This is a genomic window from uncultured Nostoc sp., from assembly GCF_964245445.1.
Lineage (GTDB): Bacteria > Cyanobacteriota > Cyanobacteriia > Cyanobacteriales > Nostocaceae > Nostoc.
On record NZ_CAXTNE010000028.1, the window covers coordinates 1 to 15658 of the forward strand.

At 41.6% G+C, this 15658-nt stretch carries 13 protein-coding genes; 4 read left to right on the plus strand and 9 right to left on the minus strand.

The window, feature by feature from the left end; all coding sequences use genetic code 11:
- Window positions 1-67: 67 nt before the first annotated feature.
- Window positions 68-1198 (plus strand): CO2 hydration protein, encoded by a 1131-nt coding sequence (locus ACFE90_RS07350; protein WP_375499149.1) that lies wholly within the window; start codon window positions 68-70, stop codon window positions 1196-1198.
- A 7-nt stretch (window positions 1199-1205) separates the two neighbouring features.
- Here ACFE90_RS07350 and ACFE90_RS07355 read toward each other — a convergent pair whose 3' ends face one another.
- From ACFE90_RS07355 to ACFE90_RS07390, 8 genes are all read right to left on the minus strand, one after another.
- Window positions 1206-1949 carry a Uma2 family endonuclease gene (locus ACFE90_RS07355; protein ID WP_375499151.1) on the minus strand — a complete coding sequence of 248 codons (744 nt, stop codon included), beginning with the start codon at window positions 1947-1949 and terminating at the stop codon, window positions 1206-1208.
- Window positions 1950-2029: 80 nt separating this feature from the next.
- Complete coding sequence (locus ACFE90_RS07360) at window positions 2030-2968, minus strand: hypothetical protein (protein WP_375499153.1); 939 nt, start codon at window positions 2966-2968, stop codon at window positions 2030-2032.
- A gap of 3 nt (window positions 2969-2971) precedes the next feature.
- Complete coding sequence (locus tag ACFE90_RS07365; protein ID WP_375499155.1) at window positions 2972-4087, minus strand: DUF3696 domain-containing protein; 1116 nt, start codon at window positions 4085-4087, stop codon at window positions 2972-2974.
- The gene (locus tag ACFE90_RS07370) at window positions 4087-5199 is read right to left on the minus strand and encodes a DUF262 domain-containing protein (RefSeq protein ID WP_375499157.1); all 1113 of its coding nucleotides are present in this window, start codon (window positions 5197-5199) and stop codon (window positions 4087-4089) included. The genes ACFE90_RS07365 and ACFE90_RS07370 overlap by 1 nt, the downstream gene beginning before the upstream one ends.
- A 280-nt stretch (window positions 5200-5479) precedes the next feature.
- Window positions 5480-6220, minus strand: coding sequence for a Uma2 family endonuclease (locus tag ACFE90_RS07375; protein ID WP_375499159.1), 741 nt, complete (start codon window positions 6218-6220; stop codon window positions 5480-5482).
- A 92-nt stretch (window positions 6221-6312) separates the two neighbouring features.
- Window positions 6313-7599, minus strand: coding sequence for a homoserine dehydrogenase (locus tag ACFE90_RS07380; protein ID WP_375499161.1), 1287 nt, complete (start codon window positions 7597-7599; stop codon window positions 6313-6315).
- Window positions 7600-7789: 190 nt separating this feature from the next.
- Window positions 7790-9100 (minus strand): ferredoxin--NADP reductase, encoded by a 1311-nt coding sequence (gene petH / locus ACFE90_RS07385; protein ID WP_375499221.1) that lies wholly within the window; start codon window positions 9098-9100, stop codon window positions 7790-7792.
- A 621-nt stretch (window positions 9101-9721) separates the two neighbouring features.
- The gene (locus ACFE90_RS07390; RefSeq protein ID WP_375499223.1) at window positions 9722-9880 is read right to left on the minus strand and encodes a helix-turn-helix domain-containing protein; all 159 of its coding nucleotides are present in this window, start codon (window positions 9878-9880) and stop codon (window positions 9722-9724) included.
- Between the two features lie 425 nt (window positions 9881-10305).
- Between ACFE90_RS07390 and ACFE90_RS07395 the strand changes: the two genes are divergently transcribed.
- From ACFE90_RS07395 to ACFE90_RS07405, 3 genes are all read left to right on the plus strand, one after another.
- Window positions 10306-11310 carry a phosphoribulokinase gene (locus tag ACFE90_RS07395; protein ID WP_375499163.1) on the plus strand — a complete coding sequence of 335 codons (1005 nt, stop codon included), beginning with the start codon at window positions 10306-10308 and terminating at the stop codon, window positions 11308-11310.
- Window positions 11311-11733: 423 nt separating this feature from the next.
- The gene (metK, locus tag ACFE90_RS07400) at window positions 11734-13008 is read left to right on the plus strand and encodes a methionine adenosyltransferase (protein WP_375499165.1); all 1275 of its coding nucleotides are present in this window, start codon (window positions 11734-11736) and stop codon (window positions 13006-13008) included.
- Window positions 13009-13307: 299 nt separating this feature from the next.
- Window positions 13308-14477 (plus strand): homocysteine biosynthesis protein, encoded by a 1170-nt coding sequence (locus ACFE90_RS07405; RefSeq protein WP_375499167.1) that lies wholly within the window; start codon window positions 13308-13310, stop codon window positions 14475-14477.
- Between the two features lie 113 nt (window positions 14478-14590).
- Here the strand turns inward: ACFE90_RS07405 and ACFE90_RS07410 are convergent, their stop codons facing one another.
- The gene (locus ACFE90_RS07410; RefSeq protein WP_375499169.1) at window positions 14591-15613 is read right to left on the minus strand and encodes a hypothetical protein; all 1023 of its coding nucleotides are present in this window, start codon (window positions 15611-15613) and stop codon (window positions 14591-14593) included.
- Window positions 15614-15658: the final 45 nt, after the last annotated feature.

Below are 15658 nucleotides of genomic sequence, written 5' to 3' on the forward strand. Positions count from 1 at the left end.
GCCCCTCTGCCTCTTCTCGTGCTCAATGCCCCATGCCCAATGCCCTATACTTTATGGAGAAATCGCAATGGTAACTATTAGAAAGAAATTCACAAACGAACCTTTGCCTGAGTTTATTGAACGCCTGCAAACAGGACAGGCATTACTTTCCGATAGTCCAGAAAATGTGGTGGAAGTAGTTGGTATTCTCAAAAGCTATGGCGTAGTTATAGATGCCTATTCAATAAATCTGAATTATATTGCCGAACATCAGTTTTTAGTATTTTTCCCATTTTTTAAATACTTTAATGGAGAAGTATCTTTTCAGAAATTACTTCGTCACTGGTGGCACGATCGCATTAATTTTGAATATGCCGAGTATTGCATGAAAGGCATGATGTGGCACGGTGGCGGCGGTTTAGATACATATTTAGATACAAAAGAATTTCAAGAAAAAGCACAAGCTGTCATCACAGCTAAATTTAAAAATAATCCTTTAATTTTAGGCATTAACCAACTGTTTCCAGACTTTTTGACCGAACAGTTACGCGTTTCTGCTTACTACACTGGTTTAGGTCAATTTTGGCGAGTCATGGCTGATATTTTCCTCAGCTTATCAGACCGCTACGACAAAGGCGAAATCAAATCAATTCCCCAAATTGTAGACCATATTAAAGCAGGGTTAGTGGAAAATGCATCCAAGCCAATTACCTACACTGTCAAAGTTCGGGAAAAACTCTATGAAATCATTCCTAAAGACGTTGGTTTGACTTTCTTAGCAGACACAGCAATACCTTATGTAGAAGCAGTTTTCTTTAGGGGAACACCTTTCCAGGGCACAGTTTCATACAACGCTCAAGCTTATCAAATATCCCCAGATCAAAGTCGATTCCAGTATGGCGCATTATACGCCGATCCTTTACCCATCGGCGGTGCAGGTATTCCTCCTACCTTGTTGATGCAAGATATGCGTCATTATCTTCCAGAGTACTTGCATGAAATTTATCGTCGCAGTCTTCGGGGTGAAGATGATTTGCGAGTGCAAATTTGTATGACTTTCCAAAAATCGATGTTTTGCGTGACCACAGCAGCGATTTTAGGACTAGCGCCTTATCCAATAGATACTAAAGATCCATCCGAGGAAAAAGCGAATCGAGTTTATTTCGCAAAGTGGATGAGTCGCTTAGAAACTTCCCGGTTGCTGGATGTGAATAAATAGGTAAAGATTAGACTTCTGGTTCGATGCCTAGCGATCGCAATTGGGCAGTTAAGCGATCGGCTCTTTGGCGTTCCTGTTCAGATATTTGGCGTTCTTGCTCGGCTCTTTCTTCGCCCGTCAACAACAAATTACCTTGTAAATCCCACCAGCGTAGCCAAGGTAATTCCATATTGTAATATTGTCCCTGCCAAATTCCTAACTCAACCTCTAAAGGATGTATGGGATAATGTCCCCGTTCATTTGCGGTTAATAACTGATATTGTCCACCAATTAATTCATAAACTTCCACGCTGGCTTTATTCACTTCATAAATGCCGTAGAAGGGAGGACGAATCACCTGCTCATAAATCCAAAATTTTCCTTTCCACGGAGTTTTATCTCGCTCCTCACTACCATTGCCAGAGACAAATTCCAAGGCAATCAATGGGGCAATAAACTCTCGCCAGAGTACATAAGACCTGCGCGTTTGTCCATCCAGAGTAGGTGGTACATTCCCTACATAAAACCAGTCTGGTACTTCTGCGCCTTTTTCTGGGGGGTCAGTTATCCGCCAGTAGATACCGCTATCTTGACCAATACAGTATTGCCCATCAGGATGACGTTTTTGCAATATCGGTTTAATCGAGTCCGTTAGGAGAATGCTTTGGGGATGTTCCTGAAAGTTTTTCACGAATGTACCGTCAGATTCAGGAAGCTGTGTATGGTCTGGGAACGGGGTGAGGGCGGTGGATGGATCGGTTGCAGAGGTCATAAAGCTACCTTTGCAGGAGTAAGGGTTGTTTTTTAGTTTAGCAAGCGTAGACGATCGCTTTTTATGATTAGGCTTTAAAATTATTGGATTTTTGGCCCGATGTACCCAATGATGATTTTGCCAAGCCCTAATTCTGTAGAAAAATGAAGCCGCCAAGCCCCTGCACCAGTCATTCTTAGGTGTAAACTGAATATACGATACACATCATCAGGACACTTAAAGGTTAGCTTATCCTCTAAACTTTGAAGCCTAGAGTCACTTTCTGGAGTAACTTTACTGGCAACAAGGTCTAAATCAAAATCTCCATCTCTCCAAGTTTTACAACAGTTTTCTAGTTCAAACAACTTTCTGACAATTTGTCGTAACATAGGGCTACCATTGCCAAGGCTTTGTATTTGTTGACCGACACTTTCACAAAAGCTGAGAGAGGGAAATAAATCTTTTTTACGTTGCCATAAATTGCAACCATCACGAACCCCTGTTTTCAGCCGTTCCTGTATCCAAGAAAGATTTTCCTTTACGTTTTGTATGGTACTAGCATGAGTAACTGTGACTGTCTCTAAATTCAAATTATCATATTCAAGCCAAGTATATTCCAGTGAAATGCTATTAAATTCCCATTTTTGATCTGAGTTTATGCTTAATGCTAACGATTCAAGTAGATAGGCAATTCCCAAGCCTTCGCTTTTTTCTCCTTCATAGAGAAAATCTGAGAGGATATTTTTATTTTCAATATCTGAATCTTGAATATCTTCGAGATAAGGTGTCTTTGCTGCTGTCAGAATAAATCGTATATCGTCTCTATTTACAGTTTTATCTACTAACCAGTTAGATAACGAGTAATTATCTGCTAATACAGTATTGTAAAACTCATGATTAGTGCGAATTATTGGCTTAACACCTAGCTCTGCTGCTTCACGTGCGGTCAGAATTAATTCTGACATTCTTTGTTTAGCCATATTAATATCATTAGCAGCAGATCGCAAAGATAACTCATTCAATACCATTTCCAAGTCCATCTGCTACGCATCCCTTGGCTTAAGTAAAGTTATTAAATCTTTTTCCCATTCATCAAAAAATCCATCAGGCCAATAATCAATTCTGCCATTACGATCAATTTTTGGTGATATTACCTCTGTCAAAGCTTGTCCTTGTTTTTCTTGTTGCTGAAAGTAATGCAACTGGACATAATGTGGGGGAATAATACCGCCATGAACAGCAAGACGAATTCCGTTTAAAACATGATCGCTATGAGTTTCTATCACCACTTGAACACCACAACTAGCAGCCAGTGCTAACAATTCACCCATTTTTGCCTGTCCTCTGGGATGAAGATGAGCCTCTGGGTTTTCAACTAGAATTAGTGTATCAAGAGGAGATGAAAGTATAGCTACAATAATTGATAAAGTGTAAGTAATTCCAAAACCAACATTGGTTGCACGGTAACGATTACTATCTCCATAAAAATATTTTATAGTCACCAAACCCATTGCTGAGTTAGCTTCTATTTTAATACGTATACCAGGACTAACCTCTCTCATCCATGCTTCCACTTGATCTATCAGATTCATTGATTTTGCTTGTGGATAGCTGAGATTGGCGATGGGAATTGATTCATCTCCATAAATATAAAGAAAATGGGCTGTATATTCTCCTTTAGTACCAATTTGTCTAAGTCGTCTGACTTGATAATCAGACATTTCATTAAATGAACGTGGGCCGATACGTTCTGCTTGAAGGTAGTGAAAATATTTACTAAAAATATTTGATTTATAGATTTCATAGTCATTTGGTTCTAAAATCACATTTAATACATCTTCTTGTTTTTTTTCTGGGTTGTAATTAAAATCCCATATAGCTTCATACTTTTCACAAATAATCTCAAAGCTTATATGGTTATCTTTAGCACTCTCATGTAGGGCATCTTGTGCCGTACCAATATTTACTAAGTCACCGTTTAGCGCCAAGCCAGTTTTTGGCAATAAACCCTGTTGATATGATTGACGTAGTAGTAGTAGTGATTGAAGTACAGAAGATTTACCAGTGCTATTGAGACCAGAAATTAATGTTAAAGGTCTAAACTCAAGGAACTGATTATCAAAACGTTTGAAGTTGATCAGGCGAAGAAAACGAATCATTAAAGCACTTCATGAATTATTTTTTCTATAGTACTAAATCTATACTGTACTTTCTCAGCAGCCTGAGATATAGATTCTAAAAAATCTTTATCATTGTCTATATATGTCTTAAATTTATCAATCAATTTTTGTTTTCTCTCTGTTAAAATTTGTATTTTATCATCACTTAATTTACTCAGAAGTACTGACCAAGATTCAAATAGAGCTTTATTTATAGGAAACTGTCTTTTCTGAGAATTAGATATTTTCCGAAATGCATCTTTGCCAAAGATGTTCCAGTTAGCTATAATTGTTTTTTGGAAATTATTTTCAATGTTATTTAGCTCTGTTTCAGAGAGTTTATTTGTCTTAGATAGTGCTTTACTTAAAAAAGTATCTCTGTTGTCGGCATAATCTTTATAAGAAGTCAAAGTAAAGGCTAAGAAACCTAGTATAAATTCCCGATCATCCATACGCATTATCCGCTTATCTCCAAGTTTAACTACCTGTTGAAATTTTGGATATGCAGCAAGTTTAGTTAAAAACTTTGTTCCCTTTCCAGGATTAAGAGCATGGCGTAATTCTTGAGGAGATAAAGCAAGCCCTCCTGTATTAATGCGTTTGAAAATGTTATATTTAATTTCTGGAGGTGTGCCTTTTTCGATCAAATATACTGTTAGTTGAGTTTCTTCAAGGCGGCGTTGGTATCTGCGATCAATTTGATCGTAGGTTTTACCTTCTAAATTTGTAAGATATTCTAATCCAGATAGTTTGAGTTTTTTATCGAGAATAAAACGCTTTAGTGCAAATAGACGCTGTAATCCATCGACTACTAACCATTTATCTTCATTAGTAGCATCTATATAAAATGCTGGTATGGGGATGCGGATAATAATAGATTCTATAAGCCTGCTTTGGGCATCTTCTTTCCATATATCCGCATGACGTTGGAAATCAGGTGCTAAATCAAGGGCTTCTTCATTGATTCTTTTAAGCAATAACTCTATTGTTGGTTCCCTAGTTACAATGTTAATTTTATCAGGGTCATACTGGAAAGTAACTTTTTCCTCTTGTTCTTCTTCTAAAGTTTCTTCATCAGCTAATTCTGCATTGTAGTTACTTAAATCTGTCACAGCGCTTACTCCTTAGTATTAACACTTGTTTGTTCACTCAGTTATTAGTGATGCTTGGTGTTACTACATCACCAAATGGAGCTTTTTAACTGGCATATTTCAATGCTACTATCTTTCAAAATGATAGAGACGCGAAATTTTGCGCCTCTACGTGTCTAGTTTATTACTTGTTTATCTTATCTAAGCAAATAGAAAATTAGCGCGATCGCCTCCGGTAACATCAGAGCGATCGCACCTTAAAGCTAAAAACCTATACTTCTGGTTCAATACCAAGCGATGTCTAACGACAAGCCACTTCGTGTCTACGCAATTGAGCAGTTAAGCGATCGGCTCTTTCTCTTTCCTGTTCAGCTCGTTGAGATTCCTGTTCGGCTCTTTCCTCACCAGTCAACAACAAATTACCCTGCAAATCCCACCAACGCAACCAGGGTAATTGGGCGTTTTGATAAACTCCATGCCATAAACCTAACTCAACTCCCAAGCGCGTAATCGAATAATGTCCGCGCTCATTTGTTGCTAATAACTGATATTGTCCACCAATTAATTTATAAACTTCTACACTGGCTTTATTCACTTCATAAATGCCATAATAAGCCGGATGAATTACTTGCTCATAAATCCAAAATTTGCCCTGCCAAGGGGTTTTATCTCGTTCTTCACTACCATCCCCAGAAACAAATTCCAAGGCAATCATAGGGGCAATAAATTCTCGCCAGAGTACATAAGACCTCCGCGTTTGTCCATTGAGCAAGGGCGGTACATTTCCTACATAAAACCAATCTGGTGCTTCTGCTCCTCGTTCTGGCGGGTCTGTCAAGCGCCAGTAAATACCTAAGTCTTGACCTATACAATATTGGTCTTCAGGATGTAATTGTTTCAGAACAGGTGTAATCGAGTCAGTGAGTAAGATGCTTTGGGGATGCTCTTGCCAATTTTTCACGAAAGTACCGTCAGACTCTGGTAGCTGCGTATGGTCTGGGAACGGGGTGAGGGCGGTGGATGGATCGGTTGCAGAGGTCATAAGCAATTCAAAATTCAAAATTCAGAATGAAAAAAGAGTTTTTTAGAGATAGTGAATTGTTGAGCTATGAGGAGCCTCATTCCCGACTAATCTCAAAGTACACGCAGTAAGCTGGGAATGCTTTCGATCGCTGACAAATTCTGAATTTCTGCCAAAGCTTGCCTAAAATTGCCTTCCCGTACATCATGGGTAACAACCACAATCTCTGCTAGTTCCCCTTGAAAGCCAGTTTGGACAATTGACTCTAAGCTGACGCCATAGTTACCAAAGCAAGTCCCCAATTTTCCGATAACTCCCGGTTGGTCATTCGTGAGGAAACGAGCGTAAAACCGAGTTATCAATTCTGCCATCGGCGCAATTTGGCAATATTCCTGATGTCCACAAGCTAATAATGGATTTGCAACTGCTGTATTGGTTTTGAGGACAGCAACTAGATTTAAAATATCTGATGTCACAGCACTGGCGGTTGCACCAGCACCAGCACCGGGGCCAAAAAACATTACTTGCCCAATGGGTTCTCCTTCCACAAGAATGGCATTGTAAACGCCGTTGATACTAGCCAAAGGGTGGGCTTGGGGCACTAATGTAGGGTGAACTCTCACAGAGAGAGGAGATGAGGGAGTATCACGTTTAGCGATCGCTAACAATTTAATCACAAATCCCAATTTTTCGGCGTAGGCAATATCTGTCTTGCTGATTTGCCGAATCCCTTCGGTATAAACATCTTGTAGGTTGATGCGTCCACTAAAGCCTAATGATGCCAGAATAGCAATTTTATCTGCTGCGTCTAAGCCATCGACATCAGCTGTAGGGTCAGCCTCAGCATAACCCAAGCGTTGGGCATCAGCTAAGACATCATTGAAGTTGCTGCCTTCTGTTTGCATCCGCGTCAGGATGTAGTTAGTTGTACCGTTCACGATCCCAGTTACGGTATGAATACGGTTAACACTTAAAGACTGCTTTAGGGGTTGAATCACCGGAATACCACCACCCACAGCAGCTTCTAACATGACGTATACGCCAGCTTGATTGGCAGTTGTGAAAATTTCTGCCCCAAAGCGGGCGATCGCTGCTTTATTGGCAGTGACTACATGCTTACCATTACTTAAGGCTTTGAGGATTAGCGATCGCGCCGGCTCCAGTCCGCCCATCACCTCGACAACTATATCTACCACCGGATCGTTGACAATTGATTCTAAATCTGTAGTTAAGACTTCCGTAGACAATTCTACTGCACGGGGTTTGTCAAGCGATCGCACTCCCACCCGATAAATTTCTATCTCTTGCAACAATGGGTGACGCCCAGCGCTATCTTGCAACAACTGCACTGTTCCCGTTCCCACGGTGCCTAATCCCAGTATTCCTAGTTTCACACCCATTTTGCACCCAATTTCACCAATAACAATTGTAGGTAGAGCGTTTGCCCTACCTACTGATTATCCTGCTTCCTTCGTCATTTGTCCTTCGCCCTTCGTCCTTTGTCTAAAACTAATACTCCGACTTACCTTGGCTTTGCTCGGCACAAGTCGCTCAGTACAAGTGACTAATGACCAATGACTAATGACTAATTTAGTATGTTTCTACGTGCCAGCGACCGGCTTTTTTGATTTGCTTCTGGTAATCACTCCAGGTCACGCCTTCCTTAGCAGCAGCAGCACTTAAGGCTGCATCGATACCTTCTTCCATACCGCGCAAACCGCAGATGTAGGTGTGAGTTTTTTCATTTTTAATCAACTGCCACAATTCATCAGCATGTTCTGCTACGCGGTCTTGAATATACATTCTACCGCCTTGGGGATTTTTCTGTTCGCGGCTGATAGCAGCAGTGAGGCGGAAGTTATCAGGATATTTTTGTTGAATTTCTTCCAGTTCTTCCTTATATAAGAGGTTTGGAGTTGTTGGTACGCCAAATATTAACCAAGAGAATCCTTTAAATTGGTATTCTGGGTTAGCTGCTCTTTCCCCATCTTTAAACTGACGCCACAGATAAGCCCGCATCGGCGCAATACCTGTTCCGGTTGCCATCATGATGACATTAGCATCAGGGTCATTGGGTAACAACATTTCCTTACCCACAGGCCCTGTAATTTTTACCTCTTCCCCTGGCTTGAGGAAACACAGGTGCGTAGAGCAAACCCCGTAGACTGTTTCGCTAGTTTCTGGGTGCTTGTACTCCAACTGGCGGACACACAGTGATACTGTCTTGTCATCTACATCATCGCCATGACGAGTTGAGGCGATGGAATATAGTCTAAGTTTTTCCGGCTTGCCGTTCTTGTCCAATCCCGGTGGAATAATCCCAATACTTTGACCTTCTATATACTTTAAATCACTACCAGATAGGTCAAATTTAAGGTGTTGAACAATACCAATACCGCTTTCTTTGACTAGCGGTTCATTAGATATTACCTTGCCAATAAACGGAGCATTGGGACGGTAAGTGTTAACAGGAACGTCACCGTGGTCTTTTTTGGCTTTCGCTTGAGTCATGGTGTTGCCTTTCTTGTCCTTGTTCTCTTCAGCACTATGAGCATTCACAGGTGTGGCTTTACCATTCCCTTCACTGTTAGCAGTTTCCCCAGATGTAGCTAACTCGCTGACTTCGCTTGTAGCATTCCCAAGTGAGGCTTTACCATTAACTGGCTGTAGCGCAGTTACAGGTTGGATGCTAACAATTGTGCCGCCTAGACGAGTGATACGTCGCATTTCTTCATTCATCCGGTTGTAAGGCACTCTGATGAACACACTGCCACTTTTCCGAATTGGGTAGTTAGTTTGATCAGTTTCTTCGCTTTGACGCAAACCCACCACTTCATAAAGGAAGATGCGGCTACCTAATTCTGTGTTGGCAGCACCCTCAACAGCACCTTGATTGTACATTCGTTCTACCACTCCGATAATTTACTTAACCGTTTTTCAAAAAAAAACTATTCCCCTACCTTGCCAGCTTTAGTTTACCGGATTTTCGTTTCACAAAACTGGCCATGTAGGAAAAACGGCATCATTAAATTAATGCCTTGCTAAGTACACTCACCAAAGACATGCAGGCATAGCAAAAAACACACCTGTTCACCTTCTAAGGTAAAGGATAAGTCTTGTGGAGAATGTTAATAATGAGTCAATTTAATCTTTTTTTCGTTAACTACCACCCCCATCAGGGAGATAGTTTTTTACTTTATTACCCAACGAGCAACTTAAAAGGGCAGATATTGTAGGAAGCTTGATTCGATTATTAGTGGAAGCTACTGCTGAGTTGACTTCCAAAAATTGCGGTTGCGCTTGCCTACTCCAAGAGTTTAAATCGCAAATGCCAATTTGGGAAGGTTTTCTTCTGATTGGTTTTACTTGTTTAAATCTACTATCTCGGAATATTGTTAGCTATATTCATGACCTGTCTATGGATAATGACATGACTCTGACAACTCAAGCTACAAACATAACGACCATAGAGAACCGTGATTTTAGCAACTGTAATCAGTTTCACTTGATGTGAAAAATCTGTCAACCCGTATCAGTACTTTGCCATAACGTCAACGCTTCTATCTGAGCAATATCTATAAATTTACAGCCAATAATTTGACTAATGCAAGTTCTTTGCTCATTCGTTGGATAGATTTTTGCTTTGAATATATTTAAGTATTGTCGAGCAGGAATTACAATTTAGGAATATCAAAAAATTCGCGGCAATAATAAATTATACCTTCTAATCTTGTTTATAGTCACAAGTGGCAGACTGATAAAGGCGCAACGCTGATGGGCGGTGCTGATCCCCATTTTTAAATTAACAACTAAATCAACAAAAAAATGATTCATGAACTACCCTAATTCTTCTTGACAGCAATCTTGTATGGGATACCCCCTTCTGTTAAAATCAAATATACCACTAGGATTAAATACTTACCGGCACCAAAATTCAGGCTAGTCCGACGAGTAGCAACTTAATTACTTTTGTTGCTTACTTGCTTGGTGTCTTATAGATGTGCTAGGTAGCAAGAACGCAGGATAAACCAAAGGGGTAACTCCTGGCTTCAGAATCTGCTGTGTGAAAAAATATTGAGACAATTTTAGTATTTTAGAGGAGATTTATGACAAATAAGCCGGAACGCGTGGTACTGATTGGAGTAGCCGGAGACTCTGGCTGCGGGAAATCTACGTTTTTGCGTCGTTTGATAGATTTGTTTGGTGAAGATTTAATGACAGTCATTTGCTTGGATGACTATCATTCCCTAGATCGCAAACAGCGTAAAGAAACGGGGATAACGGCACTAGACCCTAGAGCAAACAATTTTGACCTGATGTATGAGCAGATTAAAGCGCTCAAAAGTGGTCAAGCGATTGATAAGCCGATTTATAACCACGAAACTGGCTTGCTCGATCCGCCAGAGCGGATAGAGTCGAATCACATTATAGTTGTTGAAGGGCTGCATCCTTTATATGATGAGCGGGTGCGATCGCTAATCGACTTCAGTGTATATTTTGACATTAGCGATGAAGTTAAAATTGCCTGGAAAATCCAGCGAGATATGGCTGAACGTGGCCATCGCTACGAAGATGTCTTAGCGCAAATCAATTCCCGCAAACCTGACTTTGATAAGTTTATTGAACCACAAAGAGAATTTGCTGATGTGGTTCTCCAAGTATTACCCACCAACTTGATCAAAAACGACACGGAGCGCAGAGTCCTGCGGGTACGTATGCTCCAGCGCGAAGGTAAGGAAGGCTTTGATCCAACCTACCTGTTTGATGAAGGGTCAACAATTAATTGGACTCCTTGTGGACGCAAGCTGACCTGTTCCTACCCTGGTATGCAACTGTACTACGGTTCAGATGTTTACTATGGTCGCTATGTCTCAGTACTAGAGGTCGATGGTCAATTTGACAACTTGGAAGAAGTAATTTATATCGAAACCCATCTCAGCAATACATCCACTAAATATCAGGGTGAATTGACTCACTTGTTACTCCAGCACCGCGAGTATCCAGGTTCCAATAATGGTACTGGTTTCTTCCAAGTGCTTACAGGATTGAAAATGCGTGCTGCTTATGAGCGCTTAACAGCTTCGGAAGCAAAGTTAGCGGTTCAGGTTTAAAAGCAGCAGTGTTTGTGTCAAAGTTTGTGGGGGCGCTTCTGAGTGTCCCCTTTTTTTGTCTTATTAAATACTTTTAACCACAAAATAATTAGCATAAATTGATCTTCTTTACAGATACTTACCTGATAACTAGTGGTTTTTATCGATATTAATAAGATACTAACTACTGAAGTATAAATATTGTTATGATTTCATAAATTAATGTGAGTTCGACTGCTTATATGGTGTTCACCTAACGAGCCGAATCAAAAGACCTTTAAAAGGTTTTACTACCCAAAACCATGTCTCTTTGAGTCAGAGAGAGGCAGACTTGAACTAAAGTTCAAGTTAGGCAGAGGTTAATCTAACTCACGTTAAATTAGGTAGTTGAACTAAATACTACATTTAGTTCAGCTAAAAAGCTCAAGTCAGGAGGAATTTCCTTTGTCTCGTCGATATCTATTTACCTCGGAGTCAGTCACCGAAGGTCATCCAGATAAAATCTGCGATCAGATTTCTGATAGCATTTTGGATGCTTTACTGACACAAGACCCCAGCAGCCGTGTTGCAGCTGAAGTAGTAGTTAATACTGGTTTGGTGCTAATCACTGGTGAAATAACCACCAAAGCCAATGTGAATTTCGTCAATCTCGCCCGTCAGAAAATTGCCGAAATTGGCTATACCAATGCCGATAATGGTTTTTCTGCTAACAGCACCAGCGTTCTGCTGGCTTTAGACGAACAATCACCCGATATCGCCCAAGGCGTTAATACCGCCCAAGAAACCCGCGAACAAGATAGTGATGAACAATTTGACAAAATTGGCGCGGGCGATCAAGGTATAATGTTCGGTTTTGCCAGTAACGAAACACCAGAACTGATGCCCTTACCCATCAGTCTCGCTCACCGTATTGCTCGCCGATTGGCAGCAGTCCGCAAAACAGGTGAATTATCATACCTGCGTCCTGACGGTAAAACCCAAGTAACTGTGGTCTACGAAGATGGACGCCCAGTCGGTATTGATACTATTCTAATTTCCACCCAGCATACAGCCAGTATTGGGGAAATTACGGATGAGACGGCGGTACAAGCCAAAATTAAACAAGACCTCTGGTCAGCAGTGGTCGAACCTGTTTTTGGTGACATTGAAATTAAGCCTAATCAAGAAACACGTTTTTTAGTTAACCCCACTGGCAAATTTGTCGTTGGTGGCCCTCAGGGAGACTCTGGTCTGACAGGACGGAAAATAATTGTTGACACCTACGGTGGTTATTCACGGCATGGTGGCGGCGCTTTTTCTGGTAAAGACCCTACGAAGGTAGACCGCTCTGCTGCTTATGCTGCTCGTTATGTGGCAAAAAATATTGTCGCTGCTGGGTTGGCAGAAAAAGTTGAAATTCAGCTATCCTATGCCATTGGCGTAGCGCGACCAACAAGCATTCTGGTTGATACCTTTGGCACCGGTAAAGTGGATGAAGAAACCTTACTGGAATTAATCAACCAGCACTTTGAACTCCGTCCGGCGGGGATTATTCATGCCTTCAACTTACGTAACTTACCAAGTGAACGAGGCGGACGTTTTTATCAGGACGTCGCGGCTTATGGTCATTTTGGGCGGGCTGATTTAGAGTTGCCTTGGGAACAGACCGATAAAGCCGAATTGTTGAAGCAAGCAGCAAACGAGTTGCTTTCGGCAGTAGTTGCTCAAGCACTAACTTAGACTTAGACGCTACTGCAAAAACTTAGCATATTTATTTGAGGGTATTGGCAAGTTGTTAAGTTGCCTATGCCCTCGTTTTTTAGTAGCCACAAGAATATTAAAAGGGATTGGGGGATCTGTAACGACTAATTGCGCTAACTGATCGCAATTTGCAAACTATAGTAAAAGTTCCTTGAGGGTGTTAAGCTGTCGCGCAGAGATTGATGACAACTATTTTGAGAGGAAATTATACAAGAGTCTGTGATTTATCAAGATATCCTTCAAAAAGAAAGACAGCAGGAAACACTAGCACTGATAAAATGCGAACAATTGTAGAAATTAACGAGAAAATCAGCCGCCAACGTGCGGTAGTGTTGACAACTGAAGAATTAAAAGCACGAGTTGTAGAAATCGGTGTTACTAAAGCTGCTAAAGAAGTTGATGTAATTACCACTGGTACATTTGAGCCAATGGAATCAAGTGGTGCAATTATCAATCTCGGACACACTGACCCCCCGATAAAAATTCGTCGGTGCTGGTTAGATGGCGTTCCAGCATACTCTGGGTTTGGGGCAGTAGATTTATATTTGGGTGCGAGTTCTGCTGTGGAGACGACGGACGGGGAAGAAGTTAGAGAACGTGGCGGCGGTCATGTAATCGAAGATTTGATCGCTGGTAAACCTATACACGTAAAAGCGCAAGGACAAGTAACAGATTGTTATCCCAGAGCAAGTTTTGAAACTACAATTACCAATGAAACGATTAATCAGTTTTATTTATTCAATCCGCGCAATCTTTATCAAAATTTTATTGTTGGGGTAAATGGTGGCGATCGCCCCCTCTTCACCTATCTCGGCCCTTTACAACCGCGTTTAGGGAATGCCGTTTACTCTAACCCCGGTGCTATTTCCCCCTTACTCAACGATCCCGATTTACAACTCGTTGGTATAGGTACTCGAATTTTTTTAGGCGGTGGTATTGGCTATGTCGCTTGGGAAGGCACTCAGCACTTTCCTTTACAAAAGCGTTTAGCTAATCGTACACCGATTGGGCCTTCCGCCACTTTAGCTTTAATTGGTGATGCCAAGCAAATGGATGCTCATTGGGTTCGGGGGTGTTACTTCAAAAGCTATGGCCCCTCATTGATGTTAGGCGTTGGTGTACCACTACCTGTATTAAATGAACAAGTAGTTGAACACTGTGCCGTCCAAGATCAAGACTTAGTAGCCCCAATAGTAGATTTTTCTATTCCCCGGCGCGTCCGTCCCACCTTTGGTTTGGTGAGTTACGCCCAACTCAAATCTGGGCGGATCACCATTGAGGGCAAAGCTGTACGCTCTGCCCCCTTAGCGAGTTTGTTTTTTTCTAGGCAAGTCGCCCTAGAGCTGAAAAAGTGGATCGAAGCAGGTACGTTTACCCTGACAGAACCAGTTTCTCCAATTCCGATGGAGCGATCTTTTCTACCCCAAGACCGTAGGACGGATTTTTAATGTTGGGGAGTGGGGAGTGGGGAGTGGAAAAAATTAGTTGAACCCTAATATTTAATTTAATCCCTAATCCTTAATCCCCAGTACCCAATCCCCAATCCCTAATCCCCTATTCCCTACTCTTGAGTTGGTTTCGGTCGCTTGATGGGCTTAGGAGCGGGCGTTTTTGGTATAGGTTTTGACACCACAGAGGTGTCACCGCCTGCGCCTGTTTTCTTGATAGGACGTGGGATTTCACCACTGCGTCTGGGGGGAAATGGTTTTCTACCACCAGCACCACCACCGCCAGCACGAGGGCCACCTTTGAATGGTGGTTTACGTTTTTTGGGCAAGTCAGCGATCGCCTCAGCTTTTTCTACTATCAAAACGTCAGCTTCTCGCTTGGCTTGGAAGTCCCAGAACTTTCCTACTGCTTTGGTGGTCAGCACGCCCCTCAATTTCAATTTAAAATACTTGGGTTTCTCAGTTGGTTTGCGTGCAGCCTGCCTAATTTTGACTACCAAGCTCTTAGCGTCAAAAGATTGGTATACTACCTCACCACGAACAGAAAAACCACCATCTGCAACTTCTGATGAGGGAATTACGGGAATTGTACTTAGTTCAGAGTTTTCGGATAAGCCATCATCGGGAATCTGTAACTCTTGCAACTCCAAGTCTGACTCGTCTTCATCTGTTGAGTTTTTTGCCAGATTTTCTGGCTCCCAAACTCCGACGATTTGGATGTGCAAGGTATCATTCTCTTGTCTTGTACGTGGATATACTACCCACAAGTGTTCTTTTTCTAAGTCTAGATGATTCTTGACTAAGCTCATAATCCGGCCTAGGAGGACGGCATTAAGTTCTACACCATCTGTGGTCAGCAGCGTACCTTGAGTAAATTGTTCGCTGCTAGCATGATAGCGACCCCTAACTAACCCGATCGCTCGATATTGCATCGGCTCACTGGGAGGCGGAATCGGTTGCTGTCGATTGATTAAGTTCCCATTTGAGTCAGTCTCAATGGGGTTAACAGGCGGATTTTCAGGTTTAGAGGACTTGGCTGCTATATGAACATTAGCAGCTGACCCTATGTTAGTTGGGCCCTGGTTAGAGGCAGAAGAATTGGAAGATTCAGGCAACGGCATCAGGTCGGAATTCATAAAAACTCCTTGCGGCACAGACACATCCCATTGTGGGATTTTACA

Coding starts and splice junctions, on each gene's coding strand:
- ACFE90_RS07350 (WP_375499149.1), top strand. CDS start 68: ATGGTAACTATTAGAAAGAAATTCACAAACGAACCTTTGCCTGAGTTT.
- ACFE90_RS07355 (WP_375499151.1), bottom strand. CDS start 1,949: ATGACCTCTGCAACCGATCCATCCACCGCCCTCACCCCGTTCCCAGAC.
- ACFE90_RS07360 (WP_375499153.1), bottom strand. CDS start 2,968: ATGGACTTGGAAATGGTATTGAATGAGTTATCTTTGCGATCTGCTGCT.
- ACFE90_RS07365 (WP_375499155.1), bottom strand. CDS start 4,087: ATGATTCGTTTTCTTCGCCTGATCAACTTCAAACGTTTTGATAATCAG.
- ACFE90_RS07375 (WP_375499159.1), bottom strand. CDS start 6,220: ATGACCTCTGCAACCGATCCATCCACCGCCCTCACCCCGTTCCCAGAC.
- ACFE90_RS07380 (WP_375499161.1), bottom strand. CDS start 7,599: ATGGGTGTGAAACTAGGAATACTGGGATTAGGCACCGTGGGAACGGGA.
- petH (WP_375499221.1), bottom strand. CDS start 9,100: ATGTACAATCAAGGTGCTGTTGAGGGTGCTGCCAACACAGAATTAGGT.
- ACFE90_RS07395 (WP_375499163.1), top strand. CDS start 10,306: ATGACAAATAAGCCGGAACGCGTGGTACTGATTGGAGTAGCCGGAGAC.
- ACFE90_RS07405 (WP_375499167.1), top strand. CDS start 13,308: ATGCGAACAATTGTAGAAATTAACGAGAAAATCAGCCGCCAACGTGCG.
- ACFE90_RS07410 (WP_375499169.1), bottom strand. CDS start 15,613: ATGAATTCCGACCTGATGCCGTTGCCTGAATCTTCCAATTCTTCTGCC.